At 73.5% G+C, this 19,506-nt stretch carries 22 protein-coding genes; 13 read left to right on the top strand and 9 right to left on the bottom strand.

All coding sequences use genetic code 11. From position 1 onward, the window contains the following. Positions 1-47 precede the first annotated feature (47 nt). Entirely contained in the window at positions 48-515 is a 468-nt protein-coding gene (locus ACZ45E_RS27955) for a pyridoxamine 5'-phosphate oxidase family protein (RefSeq protein ID WP_468225482.1), read from the bottom strand. Between the two features lie 123 nt (positions 516-638). Here ACZ45E_RS27955 and ACZ45E_RS27950 point away from each other — a divergent pair, with 123 nt between their 5' ends. After that, on the top strand, positions 639-1,280 hold the full coding sequence (locus ACZ45E_RS27950) for a cysteine hydrolase family protein (protein ID WP_468225479.1): 642 nt from the start codon (positions 639-641) through the stop codon (positions 1,278-1,280). Here ACZ45E_RS27950 and ACZ45E_RS27945 read toward each other — a convergent pair. Further along, positions 1,267-1,722: a Rieske (2Fe-2S) protein gene (locus ACZ45E_RS27945; protein WP_468225477.1), complete on the bottom strand. Its 456-nt coding sequence runs from the start codon at positions 1,720-1,722 to the stop codon at positions 1,267-1,269. The two genes, ACZ45E_RS27950 and ACZ45E_RS27945, sit on opposite strands and share 14 nt — an antisense overlap. Positions 1,723-1,830: 108 nt before the next feature. Here ACZ45E_RS27945 and ACZ45E_RS27940 point away from each other — a divergent pair, with 108 nt between their 5' ends. From ACZ45E_RS27940 to ACZ45E_RS27910, 7 genes are all read left to right on the top strand, one after another. Beyond that, entirely contained in the window at positions 1,831-2,643 is an 813-nt protein-coding gene (locus ACZ45E_RS27940; RefSeq protein ID WP_468225474.1) for a HipA family kinase, read from the top strand. Then, on the top strand, positions 2,640-3,023 hold the full coding sequence (locus tag ACZ45E_RS27935; RefSeq protein WP_468225471.1) for a DUF3037 domain-containing protein: 384 nt from the start codon (positions 2,640-2,642) through the stop codon (positions 3,021-3,023). Before ACZ45E_RS27940 ends, ACZ45E_RS27935 begins: the two co-directional genes overlap by 4 nt. A 132-nt stretch (positions 3,024-3,155) precedes the next feature. Then, entirely contained in the window at positions 3,156-3,917 is a 762-nt protein-coding gene (gene fabG / locus ACZ45E_RS27930; RefSeq protein WP_468225468.1) for a 3-oxoacyl-ACP reductase FabG, read from the top strand. Between the two features lie 17 nt (positions 3,918-3,934). Beyond that, positions 3,935-4,702 carry an SDR family oxidoreductase gene (locus tag ACZ45E_RS27925; RefSeq protein WP_468225465.1) on the top strand — a complete coding sequence of 256 codons (768 nt, stop codon included), beginning with the start codon at positions 3,935-3,937 and terminating at the stop codon, positions 4,700-4,702. 159 nt (positions 4,703-4,861) lie between these two features. After that, positions 4,862-6,445 (top strand): ABC transporter substrate-binding protein, encoded by a 1,584-nt coding sequence (locus tag ACZ45E_RS27920; protein WP_468225463.1) that lies wholly within the window; start codon positions 4,862-4,864, stop codon positions 6,443-6,445. A gap of 113 nt (positions 6,446-6,558) precedes the next feature. After that, on the top strand, positions 6,559-7,242 hold the full coding sequence (ung, locus tag ACZ45E_RS27915) for a uracil-DNA glycosylase (protein WP_468225460.1): 684 nt from the start codon (positions 6,559-6,561) through the stop codon (positions 7,240-7,242). Between the two features lie 87 nt (positions 7,243-7,329). After that, on the top strand, positions 7,330-7,893 hold the full coding sequence (locus ACZ45E_RS27910; RefSeq protein ID WP_468225457.1) for a hypothetical protein: 564 nt from the start codon (positions 7,330-7,332) through the stop codon (positions 7,891-7,893). Positions 7,894-8,023: 130 nt separating this feature from the next. Here the strand turns inward: ACZ45E_RS27910 and ACZ45E_RS27905 are convergent, their stop codons facing one another. After that, positions 8,024-8,503 carry a hypothetical protein gene (locus ACZ45E_RS27905; protein WP_468225455.1) on the bottom strand — a complete coding sequence of 160 codons (480 nt, stop codon included), beginning with the start codon at positions 8,501-8,503 and terminating at the stop codon, positions 8,024-8,026. Positions 8,504-8,583: 80 nt separating this feature from the next. Continuing rightward, entirely contained in the window at positions 8,584-9,285 is a 702-nt protein-coding gene (locus ACZ45E_RS27900; protein WP_468225452.1) for a TetR/AcrR family transcriptional regulator, read from the bottom strand. Positions 9,286-9,476: 191 nt separating this feature from the next. Here ACZ45E_RS27900 and ACZ45E_RS27895 point away from each other — a divergent pair, with 191 nt between their 5' ends. Beyond that, a complete protein-coding gene (locus tag ACZ45E_RS27895) occupies positions 9,477-10,727 on the top strand; it encodes an FAD-dependent oxidoreductase (protein ID WP_468225449.1) in 1,251 nt (416 codons plus the stop codon). Positions 10,728-10,781: 54 nt separating this feature from the next. Beyond that, a complete protein-coding gene (locus ACZ45E_RS27890) occupies positions 10,782-11,687 on the top strand; it encodes a Gfo/Idh/MocA family protein (RefSeq protein ID WP_468225446.1) in 906 nt (301 codons plus the stop codon). On the opposite strand, the gene lnt is transcribed toward ACZ45E_RS27890, so the two are convergent. Both lnt and ACZ45E_RS27880 read right to left on the bottom strand, forming a co-directional pair. Next, the gene (gene lnt, locus ACZ45E_RS27885) at positions 11,611-13,272 is read right to left on the bottom strand and encodes an apolipoprotein N-acyltransferase (RefSeq protein WP_468225444.1); all 1,662 of its coding nucleotides are present in this window, start codon (positions 13,270-13,272) and stop codon (positions 11,611-11,613) included. The two genes, ACZ45E_RS27890 and lnt, sit on opposite strands and share 77 nt — an antisense overlap. 110 nt (positions 13,273-13,382) lie before the next feature. Next, positions 13,383-13,853, bottom strand: a complete 471-nt coding sequence (locus ACZ45E_RS27880; protein ID WP_468225441.1) for a nuclear transport factor 2 family protein — start codon at positions 13,851-13,853, stop codon at positions 13,383-13,385. 168 nt (positions 13,854-14,021) lie between these two features. On the opposite strand from ACZ45E_RS27880, the gene ACZ45E_RS27875 reads away from it, so the two are divergent. Together ACZ45E_RS27875 and ACZ45E_RS27870 are read left to right on the top strand one after the other, a co-directional pair. Beyond that, entirely contained in the window at positions 14,022-14,714 is a 693-nt protein-coding gene (locus ACZ45E_RS27875) for a hypothetical protein (protein ID WP_468225438.1), read from the top strand. Beyond that, positions 14,695-15,489, top strand: a complete 795-nt coding sequence (locus ACZ45E_RS27870; RefSeq protein WP_468225435.1) for a glucose 1-dehydrogenase — start codon at positions 14,695-14,697, stop codon at positions 15,487-15,489. Before ACZ45E_RS27875 ends, ACZ45E_RS27870 begins: the two co-directional genes overlap by 20 nt. 108 nt (positions 15,490-15,597) lie before the next feature. On the opposite strand, the gene ACZ45E_RS27865 is transcribed toward ACZ45E_RS27870, so the two are convergent. The 3 genes from ACZ45E_RS27865 to ACZ45E_RS27855 all read right to left on the bottom strand — a co-directional run bounded on the left by ACZ45E_RS27865 (position 15,598) and on the right by ACZ45E_RS27855 (position 18,066). Next, positions 15,598-15,774, bottom strand: coding sequence for a hypothetical protein (locus tag ACZ45E_RS27865; RefSeq protein WP_468225433.1), 177 nt, complete (start codon positions 15,772-15,774; stop codon positions 15,598-15,600). A gap of 92 nt (positions 15,775-15,866) precedes the next feature. Beyond that, complete coding sequence (locus ACZ45E_RS27860) at positions 15,867-16,742, bottom strand: undecaprenyl-diphosphate phosphatase (protein WP_468225431.1); 876 nt, start codon at positions 16,740-16,742, stop codon at positions 15,867-15,869. A 340-nt stretch (positions 16,743-17,082) separates the two neighbouring features. After that, entirely contained in the window at positions 17,083-18,066 is a 984-nt protein-coding gene (locus tag ACZ45E_RS27855; RefSeq protein WP_468225428.1) for an ArsR/SmtB family transcription factor, read from the bottom strand. Positions 18,067-18,158: 92 nt separating this feature from the next. On the opposite strand from ACZ45E_RS27855, the gene ACZ45E_RS27850 reads away from it, so the two are divergent. Continuing rightward, entirely contained in the window at positions 18,159-19,346 is a 1,188-nt protein-coding gene (locus ACZ45E_RS27850) for an MFS transporter (RefSeq protein ID WP_468225426.1), read from the top strand. Positions 19,347-19,506 lie beyond the last annotated feature (160 nt).

Raw genomic sequence — 19,506 nt, 5'->3', positions numbered from 1 at the left:
GCGGCCGACCGGGGGGCGCCCCGTCGGCCGGAGAAGGTGGCCCGGGCCTACAGTTCCGCCAGCTTCCGGAAGTCCCACGACGCCGTCCTGTCCGGGGTCAGCCGGGCCCAGGCGTGCCGGCCGTCGTGGAACATCTCCGACAGGCCGAAGTTCTTCCGGGCGAACAGCCGCTCCGGCGCGTCGAGTTCGGGACACGGCTCACCCGTGCGCGGGGACTCGCCGACGAACTCGACGCGCCCGGACAGCTCGACGCCGCGCAGCTCCCCGTACTCCTCGCCCGCGTCGACCACCACGGCCACGCGGCCATCGGCCCGCAGGTCGGCCCAACGGCGGCTGCGCGCAAGGGAGTACAGCCACAGCGACGTACCGTCCCACACGAACCACAACGGGCTGACGTGCGGTGTACCGTCGGCCGACACCGTGGCCACCCGGCATGTGCGCTGCTCGATGAGGAACGTGTCCAGCTCCTGCGGGGTCATCATGATCTTGCGACCCCTGCGCTGGCTGACGGTCATGGGCACTCCTCGGTCCATCGGCTGACGGTATGTCAGGAAGCGAGCATGCGTCCTCTTCCGTCCCCGCGCAATGGTGGCTAGTCTCCAGCACCCTGCGAAGCCGCGAGATCCACCGGGGGGACCATGGCGACACGCGAGGACCTGGCCGAACTGCTCGCTCCCGCGAGCACCGTGCTGCTGACCGTCGAGTGCCAGCAGGGTGTCGTCGGCACCGACAGCGCCCTGCCCGAACTCGCCAAGGAGGCACGGTCGTCGGGCGCGCTGGCCAACGTGGCCAGGCTCGTCGCCGCCGCCCACGAGTGCGGCGTCCAAGTGCTGCACGCCGTGGCCGAGCGACGCCCCGACGGGCGCGGCGCCAACCGCAACGGACGCCTCTTCCGCGCCGCCGAGCGCCTCCCCGTACAGCAGCTGTCGGGCACCAAGGCCGTCCGGATCGCCCCACCCGTCGAGGTCGCCGACGAGGACCTCGTCGTCCGCCGCCTGCACGGGCTCTCGCCGCTCGCCGGCACCGACGTCGACCCGCTCCTGCGCAACCTCGGCTGCCGCACCCTCGTCGTCACCGGCGTCTCCGCCAACGTGGCGATACCGAACGCGGTCTTCGACGCCGTGAACCTCGGCTACACCGTCGTCGTCCCCAGGGACGCGATCGCGGGGGTGCCCTCCGAGTACACCCCCGCGATGATCCGTCACACCCTCGCCCTCGTCGCCACCGTCACCACGACGCCCGACGTGCTCGCCGCGTGGAAGCGTCCTAGGCGAGGCTGATCGAGTCGCCGCTGACCGTGATCTTCTTCTCCGGGAGCGGCCGAGTGGCCGGCGGACTCGTGACGCTGCCGTCCTCGATGGAGAACTTGCTGCCGTGGCACGGGCAGTCGATGGTGCCGCCCTCGATCCTCGTCACGGCGCACCCCTGATGCGTACAGGTGTGGGAGAACCCCTTGAACTCGCCCTTCCTCGGCTGGGTGACCACGACGCCGGCCTCGGCGAAGATCTTGCCGCCGCCCTCCGGGATGTCGGACGTCCTCGCCAGCTCCTCGCTCCCGCCGCCGCCCGCCGACGCGGCGTTGCCCGCGGGCGCGGGCGCGCCGTCCTTCGAGTCGCCGCACGCGGTCAGGGCCGCGGCGAGCCCCACGGCACCGACCGCCGCGACGACGGTGCGCCGGGCGGGGGCCGGGCCGAGGGGCGCGGATTCCTGTGAAGCGGTCATACGCTCGGTTCCTTTCGATGGGCCGACCTGGATCCCGTGGGGGTGCTTTCCCGTACGTGCGGTGATCCCGAAGCGTTCAACGGCTCGCCGATCTCATAACCTGGGCGCATGCTCACCGAAGTCACGGCGACCCGCTATGTCACCCCGTTGAGGGAGGGCGGATCGCTGCCCGGCCTGGTCGAGGCCGACGACCTGGTCTCGTACGTCATGAAGTTCACCGGCGCGGGACAGGGCCGCAAGACGCTCGTCGCCGAGGTGATCTGCGGGCAGCTGGCGCGCCGGCTCGGTTTCCGGGTGCCGGAGCTCGTCGCCCTCGACCTCGATCCGGTCATCGGGCTCGGCGAACCCGACCCGGAGGTGCAGGAGCTGCTGAAGGCGAGCGGCGGCACCAACCTCGGGATGCGGTTTCTGCCGCGCGCGCTCGGCTTCGACCCGCTCGCCTACACCGTCGGCCCCCAGGAGGCGGGCCGGGTCGTCTGGTTCGACGCGCTGATCAACAACGTCGACCGGTCCTGGCGCAACCCCAACATGCTGGTCCACGACGCGGACCTGTGGCTCATCGACCACGGCGCCACCATGATCTGGCACCACAACTGGCGCTCCGCGGCGGCCTGGGCGGCCAGGCCGTACGACGCCACGGACCACGCCCTGGCCCCGTTCGGGCCCGACGTCGCCGCGGCCGCCGCGGAGCTCGCGCCGCGCGTCACCGACGGCCTCCTCGCGCAGGCGGCCGCCGACGTGCCCGACGTCTGGCTCGCGGACGAGCCGGGGTTCGCGAGCCCCGACGCGGTGCGACGCGCGTACGTGGAGATGCTGGCGGAGCGCGCCGCGACCGTCCACGAACGGATCGAGCTGCCCGAGGGCGGCGCGGCCGGGGCCGCGCGAACGACCGGCTGGGTGACACGGGGAGCGGCACGATGAACGGGCGCGACGTCTTCGAGTACGCCCTGCTGCGGGTGGTGCCGCGCGTCGAGCGCGGCGAGCAGATCAACGCGGGGGTCATCGTGTACTGCCGCGCCAAGTCCTTCGTCACCGCGCTCACGCACCTCGACGAGGCCCGGCTCCTGGCGCTCGACCCCGAGGCCGACGTGGCCGGCGTGCGGGCGCTGCTGGGCGCCGTCGAGCGGCACTGCCGGGGCGGCGACGGCGCCGGGCAGGCCGCGGCCGACGACGCGGGCCGCCGCTACCGGTGGCTGATCGCCCCCCGCTCCACGGTGGTCCAGCCCGGCCCCGTGCACACCGGCCTCACCGCCGATCCCGCGGCCGAGGCGGAGCGGCTGCTCGGGCTTCTGGTGCGGTGAGTGATCAGAGGCACCCGATGGGTACGTTGACACCGGGTGCCAGGGCTTCTAGCGTCAGCCGCACAAGGTACTAAGCGGTCGCTCACCCGTTCCGGGCGTGTGACCGCCCTCTAGGGCGAGGAGACCGAGAGCATGTCCACCACTGAGCAGCGCGTAGCGATCGTCACGGGAGCGGCGCGCGGCATCGGCGCCGCCACCGCCGTCCGGCTGGCCGAAGAGGGCCGCGCCGTGGCCGTGATCGACCTCGACGAGGCCGCCTGCAAGGAGACCGTCGACAAGATCACCGCCGCCGGTGGCAAGGCGCTCGCCGTCGGCTGCGACGTCTCCGACGAGGCGCAGGTCGAGGCCGCCGTCGCGCGGATCGCCGAGGAGCTCGGGGCCCCCACGATCCTCGTGAACAACGCGGGCGTCCTGCGCGACAACCTGCTGTTCAAGATGAGCGCCTCCGACTGGGACACGGTCATGAACGTGCACCTGCGCGGCGCCTTCCTGATGTCCAAGGCCGTCCAGAAGCACATGGTGGACGCCAAGTTCGGCCGGGTCGTGAACCTCTCCTCCTCGTCGGCGCTCGGCAACCGCGGCCAGGCCAACTACGCCGCCGCCAAGGCCGGTCTGCAGGGCTTCACCAAGACCCTCGCCAAGGAGCTCGGCAAGTTCGGCGTCACCGCCAACTCGGTGGCCCCCGGCTTCATCGTCACCGAGATGACCAAGGCCACCGCCGAGCGCGTCGGCATGGGCTTCGAGGAGTTCCAGGCCGCCGCCGCCACGCAGATCCCGGTGGCGCGCGTGGGCCGGCCCGAGGACATCGCCAACGCCATCGCCTTCTTCACGGGCGACGCGGCGGGCTTCGTCTCCGGCCAGGTCATGTACGTCGCCGGCGGACCGCTCAACTGAAGCCCGGGAAAAGAGACATGACGACTTCCGAACTCCCGCCCCTGTCCGGCAACGTCGCCCTCGTCACCGGCGCGAGCCGCGGCATCGGCTACGGCATCGCCGAGGCCTTCGTCGCGCGCGGCGACCGCGTCTGCATCACCGGTCGCGGCGAGGACGCGCTCAAGGACGCCGTGGAGACCCTCGGCTCCGACCGCGTCATCCACGTAGCAGGAAAGGCCCACGACGAGGCCCACCAGGCCGCCGCCGTCCAGCGCACCATGGAGGCGTTCGGCCGCGTCGACTTCCTCGTCAACAACGCCGGTACGAACCCGGTGTTCGGCCCGATGGCCGAGCTCGACCTGAACGTGGCGCGCAAGGTCTTCGAGACCAACGTCCTGTCCGCGCTCGGTTTCGCGCAGCAGACGTGGAAGGCGTGGCAGGGCGAGAACGGCGGCGCGATCGTCAACATCGCCTCCGTCGCCGGCGTCGCGGCCTCGCCGTTCATCGGCGCGTACGGCATGAGCAAGGCCGCCATGGTCAACCTCACGCTCCAGCTCGCGCACGAGTTCGCGCCGAAGGTACGGGTCAACTCCATCGCCCCGGCCGTCGTGAAGACCAAGTTCGCGCAGGCGCTGTACGAGGGCCGGGAGGCGGAGGCCGCGGCCGCCTACCCGCTGGGCCGGCTCGGGGTGCCCGAGGACATCGGCGGCGCCGCCGCGTTCCTCACCTCGCACCAGGCCGACTGGATCACCGGGCAGACGCTCGTCGTGGACGGCGGCATCTTCCTCAACGCGGGCGTCGGCTGACAGCACCCGCCGCCGCGGAACCGGGCGAAATTGCGGGCGTCGGATGACAACGCCTGACAAACGCCCTCGACGCCGAAGTACCCCGTCCGATCAAGGGAGTTGACCGGGCGGGGCGCTGCGGTATCGTCTGCCGACCCTTGGCATGGCTGATCGAGGAGCGTGCGCGTGTTCAAACGGTTGCTTGCCCCCCGTGCGACGGCGGCGGTCGCGTGCAGCGTGCTGGTCGCCGGGTGCGGCCTCGTGGGAGCGGACGGTTCCGACGAGGAGAGGCCGATCGTGGTGGGGACCACCAGCGCGCCGAGCACCCTCGACCCCGCGGCTTCCTGGGACGGATCCTGGGAGCTGTTCCGCAACGTGTACCAGACCCTGGTCGCCTTCCCCTCGGGCGCCGCGGAACCCGAGGCCGACGCCGCCGACTGCTCCTTCAAGGACACCGCCAACCGCGTCTACCACTGCGAGCTGCGCGAGGACATGCGGTTCTCGGACGGGGACCGGCTCGACGCCGCGGCCGTGAAGTACTCGATCGACCGGATCCGCGCGATCGGTGTGAAGGGCGGGCCGAACGGTCTGCTCGGCAGCCTCGACCGCGTCGAGACCCAGGGCGAACGCGACGTGACGTTCCACCTGAAGAAGCCCGACGCCACGTTCCCCTTCGTCCTCGCCACCCCGGCCATGTCGATCGTCGACCCCGGCGAGTACCCGGCCAAGACGCTGCGCTCGGACGGCAAGGTCACCGGGTCCGGCCCGTACGCGCTACGGGCCTACACGGACGACGACGAAGCGGAACTCGTCGAGAACTCCCACTACAAGGGGTTCGCGGACCGCAAGAACAAAGCCGTGACGATCCGCTACTTCCAGACGTCGGCCGAGATGGTCGCCGCCCTGAAGGCCAAGCGGATCGACGCGACGTTCCGCGGTCTCGCGGCCGCGGACGTCGTACGCCTCCAGGCCAAGCGCGACACGGCGGGCCTGCAGCTCGTCGAGGGCGCGGGCACGGAGATCAGTTACCTCGTGTTCAACCCGAAGGACCCGTGGGCGGGAAAGCGTGCCGTCCGCCGGGCCGTCGCGCAGGTCGTCGACCGCGGAGCCATCGCGCACGAGGTCTACCAGGACACCGTCGAACCGCTGTACTCCATGGTCCCCAAGGGCCTCGCGGGCCACACCACCGACTTCTTCGACGACTTCGGCGACCCCAGCGCCGCCAAGGCGGCGGGGATCCTCTCCGCGGCGGACATCACCGCGCCGGTACCGCTCACCCTCTGGTACACCACCGACCGCTACGGATCGGCCACGGCACCGGAGTTCCGTGCGCTCAAGCGGCAGCTGGAGGCGTCGAAGCTGTTCACCGTGACGCTCAGGAGCCGACCCTGGAAGACGTACGAGAAGGGGTACCGCAACGGTGAGTACCCGGTGTTCGGGCGCGGCTGGTTCCCGGACTTCCCGGACGCCGACAACTTCATCGCGCCCTTCGTGGGCCAGGAGAACGCACTCGGTACGCCGTACGTGTCGCCCGAGATCACCGGGACGCTGCTGCCGCGCTCGCGCGGCGAGAGCGACCGGGGCGCGGTGGTGCGCCAGTTCGAGCGCGCCCAGCAGATCATGGCGGACGACTCCCGGCTGCTGCCCCTGTGGCAGGGCAAGCAGTACATCGCGGCCAGCGACGAGATCTCCGGCGGCGAACGCGCCCTCGACCCGTCGACGATCATGATGATGTGGGAGCTGCACCGCAAGACCAGCTGGTGAGGCCGGACGTGGTTGTCAGTGGGTACCGGTAGGTTCGTGGGTGTCGAAAGCGGCCGGGCGCGTGGGGACACGCGCCCGGCCGAGCAAGTGCCCGTACCCCGGAGGTTGTTGACGTGACCGACACCGCGATGCTGCCCGAGTCCTGGCGCGGCGTCCTCGGCGAGGAGCTGCAGAAGCCCTACTTCAAGGAGCTCACCGAGTTCGTCGAGGAGGAGCGCGCGAAGGGCCCCGTCTACCCGCCGCGCGAGCAGGTCTTCGCCGCGCTCGACGCGACGCCCTACGAGAAGGTGAAGGTGCTCGTCCTCGGCCAGGACCCGTACCACGGCGAGGGGCAGGGGCACGGGCTGTGCTTCTCGGTGCGGCCCGGCGTGCGGACGCCCCCTTCGCTGCGGAACATCTACAAGGAGATGCAGGCCGAGCTGGGCACCCCGATCCCGGACAACGGCTATCTGATGCCGTGGGCCGAGCAGGGGGTGCTGCTGCTGAACGCGGTGCTGACGGTGCGGGCCGGCGAGGCCAACTCGCACAAGGGCAAGGGCTGGGAGAAGTTCACGGACGCCGTGATCCGGTCCGTCGCGGACCGTCCCGACCCGGCGGTCTTCGTCCTGTGGGGCAACTACGCGCAGAAGAAGCTCCCGCTCATCGACACCGAGCGGCACATAGTCGTGAAGGGGGCGCACCCCTCGCCGCTGTCGGCGCGGAAGTTCTTCGGCTCGCAGCCCTTCACGCAGATCAACGAGGCGGTCGCGGCGCAGGGCCACGAGCCGATCGACTGGCGCATCCCGGATCTGGGCTGAGTCGCGCCTGTGCCGGATCGCGGACGGCGGCCGTTAGCGTCGGTAGCCGCGATCGGCGCGCGGCCGTTCGGGAAGGTGGAGGAGCCAGTGGTACACCAGCGCGAGCAGGCCTCGGACGACGCCATGATGACCCGCATCGGGCAGGCGGTCATGCTGGCGCACGCCGGGGACCGCGAGGAGGCGCGGGACCGCTTCCTCGGCCTGTGGTCGGAGATCGGCGAGGACGGCGACCCGCTGCACCGCTGCACGCTCGCGCACTACATGGCCGACACCCAGGACGACCCGGCCGACGAGCTGGCCTGGGACCTGCGCGCGCTCTCCGCCGCCGACGGGCTCTCCGGCGAGCGGCTCGCGGCCCACGAGGAGTCCCTCGCGCTACGGGCCCTGTACCCGTCGCTGCACCTCAATCTGGCGGCGGACTATGTGAAGCTCGGCCGCCCCGGCGCGGCCCGCAGCCACCTCGCGCGGGCCTGGTCGGTGATCGACGCGCTGGGCGACGACGAGGCCAACGACTACGCGGCCGGGGTGCGCGCCGCCCTCACCCGGATCGAGCAGCGGGTGGCGGGGATGCCGCCCGACGGCGACGACGGCGAGGGCGGGAACGGGCGCTCGGGCGGTGAACCGCTGGGCCCGCCGCGCCGCAGCTCCTGACGCGACCTCTGCCGGGGCCTCTGTCGAGGGCGCTCGGGCGGTGGACCGCCCGCTCGGGCGGGGAACCGCTGAGCCGCGGTGAACCGCTGGGTCTGCCGCGCCGAGGTTCCCGGCGTGATCTCCGCCGGAGTCAACTTCCGTACGCGCTGTGGCAGATGACGGATTGCGGGCTGTCCGGGTCCCAGCCGCCGTACTGGCGGCCCAGCGCGCACACATCGGTCTGCGGCGGCGGCTTCCGGACGGTGCGCGGCGCGGGCTCGGGCGCCGCCTTGCGGGGTGCCGGTGCGGGCGCGCGGCGCGCGGGTTCCGGTGCGGCGGCGCGCCGGGGCGGGGCGGCCGTACGCGGAGGAGGCGGCGGGGCCTCGGTGCGCGGAGCGGCGGGGGTGCGGTGCGGTGCGGGGCCGGTGCGTTTCAGCGCTTCCCGGGCGGGAGCCTGCACCAGCGGCCGGTCGGCGTGGCCGTCGGGGTGGGGCTCCGGAGCGGTGACGGACGGTGAGGGCGCGGCCGGGGCGGTCGGGGTGGGGACGCTCATGCATCCGGACGTGACGGCGGCGGTGACGGCTGCGGTCGCCGTCAGGAAGAGCGCGGCTGAGCTGGGCTTTCGGTCCACCCGCGCCACTCTGCTGGACGCGGCCGTGGTGGGGGAACCGTAGCGGGCGAGGTTGCCCCGCACGGGTGACGGCGGACGGCTCAAGCGCCCTCGCCGGGCCCGTGCGGGCCGCTGCCGTGCGTGCCGCCCGTGTCGATCCCGTGCGGGCCGCTGCCGTGCGGGTCGTCGCTGTGCGTGCCGCCCGTGTCGAGCATGCCGTGGAGCAACTCCCCGTAGCCCTTGCGCAGTTCCGCGAGGCTCGGCACCGCCGCGTGGTACGAGCCCGCCACGCACGAGAACATCGTCCCCTCGGTCCACGCCACCAGCGACAGGGTGTGCCGCTCGGGCTCCTTCGACCCCGCTGCCCGCAGGAGCTCCGTCAGCGGCCGGCGGAACCGGCTCCCCGCATCGTCGAAGAAGGTGCGCAGTTCGGGGCGGCGCGTCGCTTCCAGAGCCAACTCGTGCCGCGACACGAGAAGTTGCGGGTAGCTCGTCAGATAGCGGTGGAGGGCGAGGGCCATGCCGTCGATCAGGGCGGGCAGGCCGCTCGCGGGGCCGGGCAGTTCGTCCACCGCGAGCACCTTCCCCTCCAGGACCGCGAGCCGCCGCACGGCCGCTTCGAGGAGGGCGAGCCGGGTGCGGGCGTGGTTCGACGTCGACCCCTGCGGCAGGTGGGCGACCTCGTCGACGGCCCGGTGCGTCAGGCCGCGCATCCCGCGCTCGGCGAGCAGCACCAGGGCGGCGTCGGCGATCCGGTCGGGGCGGGGGACGGCGGGGTCGGTGAGTTCGATGGTGCGGGGCATGAGCACAACCTACCGCGCCGACTACGGGTGTAGTGCTCGTCACGCCATGAATGCCGGGCGAAGACTGTCGCGCGCACTACGGGTGTAGTACGGTCATATCACTCGCTCACTACAGGTGTAGTGAGCGACCGGCTACACAACTGCACGGCTGCGAATCCGCGGACCCGCACACCGACACCGAGGGGGACGACATGGCATCGACCGAGGACCCGGCGCCGCGAACACGGCCGTCCAGGCGTACGCCGCAGGCCAGGGCCGTCGTGGTCGGCGGCGGCATCGGCGGGCTCACCGCGGCCCTGGCGCTGCGCCTGCGCGGCTGGCAGGTGACCGTCCTGGAGCGGGCGCACGAACTCAAGCCCGTCGGGGCGGGTATCTCCCTCGCGCCGAACGCGCAGCGCGCGCTCGATGTGGTCGGACTCGGCGACGAGATCCGCGCGCTCGCGGCGTGGGAGGGCGAGGGCGGCCTGCTCACCCCGGAGGGCCGCTGGCTGTCGCGGACCGATCCGGCTCGCGCGGCCGAGCGGTTCGGCGGCTCGCTGGTCCTGCTGCACCGCGCGACCCTCATCGGCGCACTGGCGGGCCGGCTGCCCGCCGACGCGGTGCGCACGGCGTCCGACGCACGCCTCGCCGCCGTCGGGGACCCGGCCGATCCGAACCGCCCGGCCCGTGTCACGACCTCCGCGGGCGAACTGGAGGCGGAGCTGGTCGTCGGCGCCGACGGGATCGGATCGGCGGTACGCGGCGCGCTGTTCCCGGAGCACCCCGGTACCGCGTACGCCGGATTCACCACCTGGCGCATGCTCGTGCCGCCCCTCGGCCGTTCCTTCGTCGAGCACGAGAGCTGGGGGCCGGGCCGGCTCTGGGGCACGCACCCGTTCGCCGACGGCACGGTCTACGCGTACGCCGCCGCGACGGTCCCCGCGGGGCGGACCGCCCCGGACGGTGACGAGAGGGCGGAACTACGGCGCCGGTACGGGAGTTGGCACGACCCGATCCCCGCGATCCTCGACGCGGTCGAGCCCGCTCAGGTGCTGCGGCACGACGTCCACCACATCGCCGGGGCGCTGCCCGCCTTCCACCGCGGCCGCGTCGCGCTCCTCGGCGACGCCGCGCACGCCATGGCGCCCACGCTCGGCCAGGGCGGCAACCAGGCCATCGAGGACGCGGTCGTCCTCGCCCACCACGCCGCCCCCGGCGCCGCGCTGGACCTGGCGGGATACACCCGGGTGCGGCAGCCGCGCACAGCGATGATCGCGCGCAGGGCGAGGACCGTCGGCCGCGTGGGCATGCTCGGCAACCGGCCCGGCATCGCCCTGCGCAACGCCGCGATCCGCGCCGTCGGCCTCGCCGGGCCCGCGCTGATGCTGCGCGGCATGGACGGCATCGCGGACTGGCGCCCTCCGCAGCGGGCGCCGTACGTGGACGCGGCCGGGCGGGCGTAGCCCCGTATGCTGCCCGGACGCAGGCGGGGCAGGGCTACAGAGGAGTACAGGGACGTGAAGGTCGGCTGCATCGGACTCGGGGACATCGCGCAGAAGGCGTATCTGCCCGTGCTCACCACGCAGGCCGGGGTGGAACTGCACCTGCAGACCCGGTCGCCCGCGACGCTCACGCGCGTGGGCGAGCAGTTTCACCTTTCGGCCGCGCAGCGCCACAGCGACCTCGACGCGCTGCTCGCGCAGGGGCTCGACGCGGCCTTCGTGCACGCGCCGACCACCGTGCACCCCGAGATCGTGACGCGGCTCCTGGAGGCGGGCGTCGCCACGTACGTCGACAAGCCCCTCGCCTACGAACTCGCCGACGCGGAGCGCCTGGTGGAGCTCGCCGAGGAGCGCGGCGTCAGCCTGGCCGTCGGCTTCAACCGGCGGTACGCGCCCGGGTACGCGCAATGCCTGGAGCACCCGCGCGAGCTGATCCTCATGCAGAAGAACCGGGTCGGCCTGCCCGAGGAACCGCGCTCGATGATCCTCGACGACTTCATCCACGTCGTCGACACGCTGCGCTTCCTCGTGCCTGGCACGGTCGACGACGTCTCGGTGCGGTCCCGTGTCGAGGGCGGTCTGCTGCACCACGTGGTGCTCCAGCTCGCGGGCGACGGATTCACCGCGCTCGGCGTCATGAACCGGCTCAGCGGCTCCACCGAGGAGATCCTGGAGGTGTCGGGGCAGGACACCAAGCGGCAGGTCGTCAACCTCGCCGACGTCATCGACCACAAAGGCCAGCCGACCGTGCGCCGCCGCGGCGACTGGGTCCCGGTCGCCCGCCAGCGCGGCATCGAACAGGTAGCGGTCAACTTCCTCGACGCCGTGCGCGCGGGCGAGGTGCTCAGCGCCCGCGACGCGCTCGCCACGCACGAGCTGTGCGAACGGATCGTGCGCGAGGTGCGCCGCCACGCCCGCTGACCCGGCCGGGACCCCCATGGGCCGGGGCTGACGGTGACTCCGCCGTCCGCCGCCCGAGCAGGCGCGCCGCCTCCGCCGCGGCCAGTACCGCGAGGACCGCCACGGCCGCGTGCACCGGCCAGTCCCCGAAGCGGACGTACCACGTGGTGCCGTGCGCCGTGGGCACCGCGTACACGCGGGCCGCGCTCGCCGCGGTGGGAAGCCAGGCGCCGGCCCGCCGCCCGTCCGGGCCGTACACCGCGGAGACCCCGGTCAGCGTCGCGTGCACCATGGGCCGGCCGGTCTCCGCGGCCCGCACCGCCGCCAGCGACGCGTGCTGCTCAGGCGCCCAGGTGTGCTGGAACGTCGAGGTCGAGGACTGGGCGAGCAGCAGCCGCGCCCCGTCCCGCGTCAGCTCGCGCGTCATGTCGGGGAACGCCGACTCGAAGCAGACCAGTGGTCCGACCCGCAGGCCCCGGCCACCGTGGTGCACGTCCATGACGACCTGGCGCGAGCCGCGCCTGCGGTCCTCGCCCGCCGCCTTGCCGACCGAGGTGGCCCAGCCGAGCAGGGACCGCGCGGGCACGTACTCGCCGAAGGGGACGAGCCGCATCTTGTCGTAGCGCGCGCCCGTCGGGCCGTCGGGGCCCACCAGCACCGAACTCTTGTAGATGCCGGGGCTCGCGGCGTCCGCGCCCGATGCGGGGCGGCGGGCGTCCACGTTGACCAGGACGTCCGCGTCGACGGCGCGGGAGAGCCCGGCGATCCGGCGCGCCAGGTCGGGGCGCCCGGCCAGGTCGTGGCCGACGCTGCTCTCGCCCCACACCACCAAATCGACGTCCTGACCGGCGAGCCCGCGGGTCAGCGCCTCCTCGCGGTCGAAGCGCCGCTCGGCGCTGTCCGCGCCGTCGATCACCCCCGGCTGGACCACGGCGACACGTGCCTGTCCGTCGGTCTGCGGGCGCGGCGCCCACACCCAGGCGACGCCGGTCACGGTGACGGTCGCGACGAGTCCGGCCACCGCGGGGGCCCGCGCGCCGCGGGCGACGACGAGCACCGTGATCCCCGTGTTCACGCTCACCACGAGCAGGCTCACCAGCCACACCCCGCCCACGGAGGCGAGCCGCAGCGCCGGCGCCACCTGCCACTGGCTGGAGCCGAGCATTCCCCACGGGCCGCCGAGACCCTGCCAGGAACGGACCAGTTCGACCATCAGCCAGCCCGACGGCACGGCCACGAGGGCGGCCGCCGACCGGCCGGGGGAGGGTGCGGCGTGCAGCAGTCTGTGCAGCAGCCAGGCCCACGGCGCCCACAGCGCACCGAGCAGCGCCGCGAGGACGACCGTGAACACGTGCAGGCTCGGCAGCAGCCAGTGGTGCACCGCCAGCATGAACCCGAGTCCGCCGAGCCAGCCGTCTAGGGCCGCGCGCCGCGGTGAGCCGGCCGAGCGCGCCAGCAGCATCCACGGCACCAGCGCGACGTACGCGAACCACCACAGCGACGGCGCCGGGAACGCGAGCGCGGGCAGCGCGCCCGCGAGGAGCGCGGCGGCCCCGCGCCACCAGGGCGACGAGCCGAGCCGCCGCTCCCATCGCCGTCGCCACATGGGCCGCGCCTCCCCGCTCGTCCGACACCCGACGCCACCCGCCGGGTGCCTTCAGTGTGCGTGCCGGGAGCGATCAACGACAGGGGCACCGGGCCGGCCGGGGGAGACGGTCACGCTCCGGCGGGGGCCCGTTCCGGGGCGCGCCGCCACTTCTCGTGGACGGTCACCCGGTGCAGACGCCAGCCGCCGGGCGTGCGGACGAGCCCGAAGGCGTACCGGCCGCCGCACACGAAGTCCGGCGCCGTGCCGTCGCCCGCGAAGCGCATGGGGTTGATGTAGTCGGCCTGGACGTCGGCCGTGTCGCCGATCTCCCGGTCCACGGAGTCGAACCGCACCAGCCGGTTCACGATCAGGTGCTGCCGCATCGGGAACAGTTCCATGGTGGAGGTCAGCCAGCGCGCGATCTCCTCCGCGCTGCCCTCCACGCCACCGGCGTCCCGGTAGTCGGCGCGGCCGTCCGGTGCGAACAGGGCGCGGTACGCCGCCCAGTCACCGTCGTCCACGGCCACCGCGTAGCCCGTCACCAACTCGTCGACCGCGAGCCGGTCCAGGACGGTCGCCAGTTCCACACGCTGCGTCATCGGCCAAGTGTCGAGCCCCAGGCCCGTTCAGCCAAGGCCCCTGCGTCATTCGTCGACTGACGCCGCGTCAAGATTGACCTCGCGTCCAGGGAACGGGACTTGACCGCGCCCGTCAGGGCGGTACGAAAACTCCCGGGCCCGCCGGACGGACCACGGTACGGTCGCCCCATGCCAGCACAGTCGAGCACCCCCAGCACCCCGAGCGACTCAGGCCCCTCCACGAGCCTGCGGCCGGGGCCCGTCACCGGCGACGACGTGGCGCGGGCCGTCGCTCTCGCCGTCACCGCGCTGGAGCCCGCGCGCGACGCCGACTGGAACGTCCGGGCCGGGTCCCTGGAGTGGACGTGCTGGGAGACCGGCGAGCACCTCGCCGACGACCTGTTCTGGTACGCGGCCCGGATCGGCTCGCTGCGGCCCTCGACCGACGGGAGCGACCCCCTCGGCTCCTCGCGGCGCCGCCCCGAAGGGCCCGTGAACACCATCACCGCAGACCCGGCGGCCGGTCCCGCCGGGCTCCTCCAGGTACTGGAGGACTGCGGCGGACTGCTCGCCGCCGTCGCGCGGGCGACACCGCCGACCGCGCGCGCCCACCACGTCTTCGGGGTCAGCGATCCCGAGGGCTTCGCCGCGATGGGCGTCGTCGAGACGCTGCTGCACGCCCACGACCTGGCCCAGGGGCTCGGCGTGGACTTCGCGCCGCCGGCCGACCTGTGCGCCCGGTCGCTGCACCGCCTCTTCCCGGACGCGCCCGAGGACGCCGAACCCTGGCCGTCCCTGCTGTGGCTGACCGGGCGCGGTGACCTCCCCGGACGCGGGCGCGTCACGAAATGGCGCTGGTACGGTGAGCCCGGCGCGGCATGATCATTGTTCGGGAGGACCCGTTGACCCGCCCTGCCACGCTCCGCCCCGCACCCTCGTCACCGGCGGCAGCCGGGGCATCGGCGCCGCGACCGCACTGCGGCTCGCCCGCGACGGACACGATGTCGCGCTCTCCTACGTCCATGACCAGGCGGCGGCGGACCGGGTCGCCGAGGCCGTGACCGCGGCCGGTGCCCGCTGCGCCGTCATCCGTGCGGACATGGCCCAGGAGGCGGACGTGGAGCGGATGTTCGACGAGGCGGTGGACCGGATCGGGCCGCTCACCGGCCTGGTCAACAACGGAGGCGTCACCTCCGCGCTCGGCCCGCTCGCCGAAGTGTCCACCGAGGACCTGCGCCGCGTCGTCGACGTCAACGTCCTCGGCGTCCTGCTCTGCTGCCGCCGCGCGGCCCGGGACATGAGCGCCGCGGGGGTCGGTGCGATCGTGAACCTGTCCTCGGCCGCGGCCACCCTCGGCAGCCCCGGCGACTACGTGCACTACGCCGCGTCCAAGGCCGCCGTCGACACGCTCACCCTGGGCCTCGCCAAGGAGCTCGGCCCGGCGGGCGTGCGGGTCAACGCCGTCGCGCCGGGCATCATCGACACCGGGATCCACGTGGCGAGCGGCGCGCCCGACCGGGCCGCGCAGGCCGCCCCGGGCATCCCGCTGCGCCGCCCGGGCACCGCGGAGGAGGTCGCCGCGGCGATCGCCTGGCTGCTGTCGGACGACGCCGCGTACACGACGGGCACGGTCCTGCGGGTGGCGGGCGGCCGCTGAACCCGGCCGGTCGGCCCCGGGGGCGGGCGGTGGCGGGGGCGACCGGTGGTGGAAACCGACCGCTGCGGGGACCGGCCACCGCCGAGATCGGACGTCCGCGGGGACCGATCAGGCGGCTTCGGTCACGACCTCGGCGCGGACGGCCTCGGCCCACTCGGTCACGAGCATCTCGTACTGCGCGCGCTGCTCGGCGCGGAGTCGTCCGCCCGCGCGCAGCCACAGATTCCGGATCTGCTCGTTCACCTCGTCGGCAGACCGCACGGAACCAGAAGTGACAGGCGGCATGTGCCAAGGCTACGTGCCGGGCGACCGATTGGAAACCCTGAGCGAGCATTCGAACGCGGCAAGTGATCAAATACGTACCGGAGTTGGCGTACTCAGCCTGCGGACTCGGCCGCGTGCGGGCTGAGTACGCCCACGCCGACCAGCACGAACAGGGCGATGCCCAGCGCGATCCGGTAGTAGACGAACGGCATGAAGCTCTTCGTCGAGATGAACTTCATCAGCCACGAGATCACCGCGTACCCCACGCCGAAGGCGATCAGGGTGGCGAAGATCGTCGGGCCCCAGGAGACATGGCCGCCCTCGGCCGCGTCCTTGAGTTCGAAGACGCCGGAGGCGAGGACCGCCGGGATGGCCAGCAGGAACGAGTAGCGGGCGGCCGACTCACGGGTGTAGCCGAGGAAGAGGCCGCCGCTGATCGTCGCGCCGGAGCGGGAGACGCCGGGGATCAGGGCCATCGCCTGGCAGACGCCGTAGATCAGGCCGTCCTTGACGGAGAGGTCCTTGAGCTCCTTGCGGCTGCGGATGGCGCGGTGCCGGCCGCCCGTCTCGTCGCGGGCCGCGAGACGGTCGGCGATGCCGAGGACCACGCCCATCACGATGAGCGTCGTCGCCGTCAGGCGCAGGTCGCGGAACGGGCCCTCGATCTGGTCCTTGAACGTCACGCCGAGCACGCCGATCGGGATGGAGCCCACGATCACCAGCCAGCCCATCTGCGCGTCGTGGTCGCCGCGCATGGCTTTGTCCGTCAGGGAGCGGAACCACGCGGAGATGATCCGCACGATGTCCTTGCGGAAGAAGATCACCACCGCGGTCTCCGTGCCCAGCTGGGTGATGGCCGTGAAGGCGGCGCCGGGGTCGCTCCAGCCCGCGAAGGCGGCGGTCAGACGGAGGTGGGCGCTCGACGAGATCGGGAGGAACTCCGTCAGTCCCTGGACGAGTCCGAGAATGAATGATTCGAACCAAGACATGGGGAGATAGCGATCCAGGGTGCGGGCGGAACCGGCCGCGAACGCGGTCCGGAAAGGGTCTGCGAGCCCCCGGGGCCTCTGCCGCGGGCGCACGCGTGGGCAGCGTAGCGCCCGAAAGTGACGGACCCGCCACGGGGTCCCGCCACCGAGACCCGGCCCGGGACCGCCGCACGGGCTCGACACAGGCCCCAGCACGGGCCCCGCGCAGGTCGGGGGACAGGTCCCCGCACGGGCCCCGCGCAGGTCCGGGTACATATCCCGGCGCAGGTCCCGGCCACGGGCGCCCGCCCCGGATCGGCCTGGCCGGACTCCACAGGCGCCCGCCCCGGCTCGGCCCGCCTCAGCCGCCGCCCTCCCTCCGCGCCGCCACAAGCGTGTCACCGGCCGGGGCGCGGTAGTACAGCACCGAACGGCCCGCCCGGCGGCGCCCCACGAGGCGGGCGTCGAGCAGCACCTTCAGGTGGCGGCCGACCGAGCCGAGCCCCTGGCCGGTCAGGGCCACCAACTGGGAGGTCGTCAACGGCTGTCCGAGCAGCACGAGGACCTGCGCTCGGGCCGGTCCGAGCAGCGTGGCGAGCCCCGAGGGCGCCGCCGCCCGGCCCGGGTCGGCGAGGGCGCCCGCGCACGGGTAGATCACGGCGTACCGGTCCGCGGGTGTCTCCCAGGAGAACCAGCCCTGCTCCGGTGTGACGGGGACGAAGAGCAGCCCCGACCCGGAGATGTCCCGCGGCGGGTGGTCGTGCGCGTTGATCCGCAGGCGCCCGTCGCCCAGCCAGCGCATGGCGGGAAGCATGCCGTCGAGCGCCGCCGCCCAGCCGCCGAGCGTCAACTGCCGGGTCCGGGCGACGACATCGGCCTCGATGACCCGGCGCCGCCACGTCCACTGCGGCCGTACGGTCTCCCGCCACACCCATGCCAGCAGCGCGGCCGTGCGCTCCGCCAGGTCGTCCGCGCGGGCCAGGGCGGCGGGCAGCGGCCCGGCGCAGGAGAGAGCGAGATCAGCGCGTACCACCTGCGGCGCGGTGGCGCGGATCCGGGCGAGTCCGTCGTCCAGATCGAGGACGCGGAGCCCGTCCGGGGTGGGCGTGACGAAGTCGGCGGTCCAGGTGGCCCCGAACGCGGCCGTCACCAGCAGCGCCGTCACCGGATCCGCGGCGAGGCGCGCACGGTAGGCGGGCAGGTGCCGCTGGAGCCACTGCCGTTCACCGGGGTGCGCGGCCCGGGGAGCCGCCAGCTTCTTCAGGCTCGCGACCGTCTCTGCCAGCGACGACACCACGAAACGGCTGCCCGCGAGCGTGTCCGTGTCGATCTGCCAGATGCCCAAGGCGCCGCCCTCCGCCGCGCCGGTCCCCACCTTGTTTCGCCGGCCCGCGAAACATTAACGCCCCGCTCGCGCCGCCCCGCACGCTCCCGACCATGCGCACCTACCGAGAGCTGTTCACCACGCCGGAATATCCGCTGTTCTTCCTCTCCTGTTCGCTCAAGACCGCCGCCCAGACCGTCGGCGGCCTGGCCCTCGGCTCGCTCGTCTACGCCTCCACGGGGTCCGCGCTGCTCTCCGCGCTCGCCATGTTCGGGCCGGCGCTCGCCCAGGTCGTGGGCGCGTTCACGCTGCTGTCGGCCGCCGACCGGCTGCCTCCGCGCGCGGCCCTCGCCTGCCTCCCGCTGTTCCTGGGCCTCACCACCGCCGCGCAGGCCGTACCTGGCCTGCCCACGGCGGTGGCGCTCACCCTCGTCCTGGTCCAGGGTGTGCCCGCGGCACTCGGCGGCGGCATCCGCTACGGATTGCTCACCGACATCCTCGACCGCGACGGTTACCTGCTCGGCCGCTCGGCCCTGAACATGAGCACGGGCCTCTGCCAGATCCTCGGGTACGCGCTCGGCGGCATCCTCGTCCAGAGCCTCGCCCCGCGCGGCACCCTGCTGATCGCCGCGGGACTGTACGGCCTGTCGGCGGCCGTCGCCCGCCTCGGCCTGACCCGGCGTGCGGCGCGGGCCACCGGCCGCCCCTCGGTCGCGGAGACGATGCGCGGCAACGCCCGGCTGTGGTCCTGCGGGCCGCGCCGCTACGTGTTCCTGGCCCTGTGGGTGCCGAACGGGCTGATCGTCGGCTGCGAGGCCCTGTTCGTCCCCTACGATCCCCGGCACGCGGGCCTGCTGCTGGCCGGCGCCGCCCTCGGCATGCTCGCCGGGGACATCCTCGCGGGGCGCCTTCTGCCGCCCCGCCTGCGGGCCCGCCTCGGCGCACCGCTGCGGCTGCTGCTCGCCGCGCCCTACCTGGTGTTCGCGGCCCGCCCGGTGCTGCCGGTCGCCGCGGTCGCGGTGGCGCTCGCCTCTGTCGGGTACGGGGCGAGCCTGCTCCTCCAGGAACGCCTCGTGGCGCTGACGCCGGAGGAACTCAGCGGGCACGCCCTGGGGTTGAACACCGCGGGCATGCTCTCGGCGCAAGGGGTGGCGGCGCTCGTCGCGGGCGCGCTGGCCGAGGCCACCTCGCCGTCGACGGCGATGACGGTCCTGGCGGCCGCGTCCCTGGCCGTCACCTTCGCGCTCGCGCCCGGACTGCGTCCGGTGGAGCGCCCCGCGCCCCGGACCTTCGCGCCCTGAACCGGCCGGACCGCAGCCCGGCCCCGGGGCGGGAGCGAATCAGCCGTGCGTGGATCGGCCGTGCGATGGATCGGCCGTCCGCGGATCGGCCGTGGGGGGATCAACTGCGCGCGGATCACCGGGAGTGCATCAACCGGGAGTGGATCAACCCCCGCCGCAC

The sequence above is a fragment of the Streptomyces sp. NPDC030991 genome (assembly GCF_055571235.1).
This window is presented reverse-complemented; position numbering and strand designations above follow the sequence as displayed.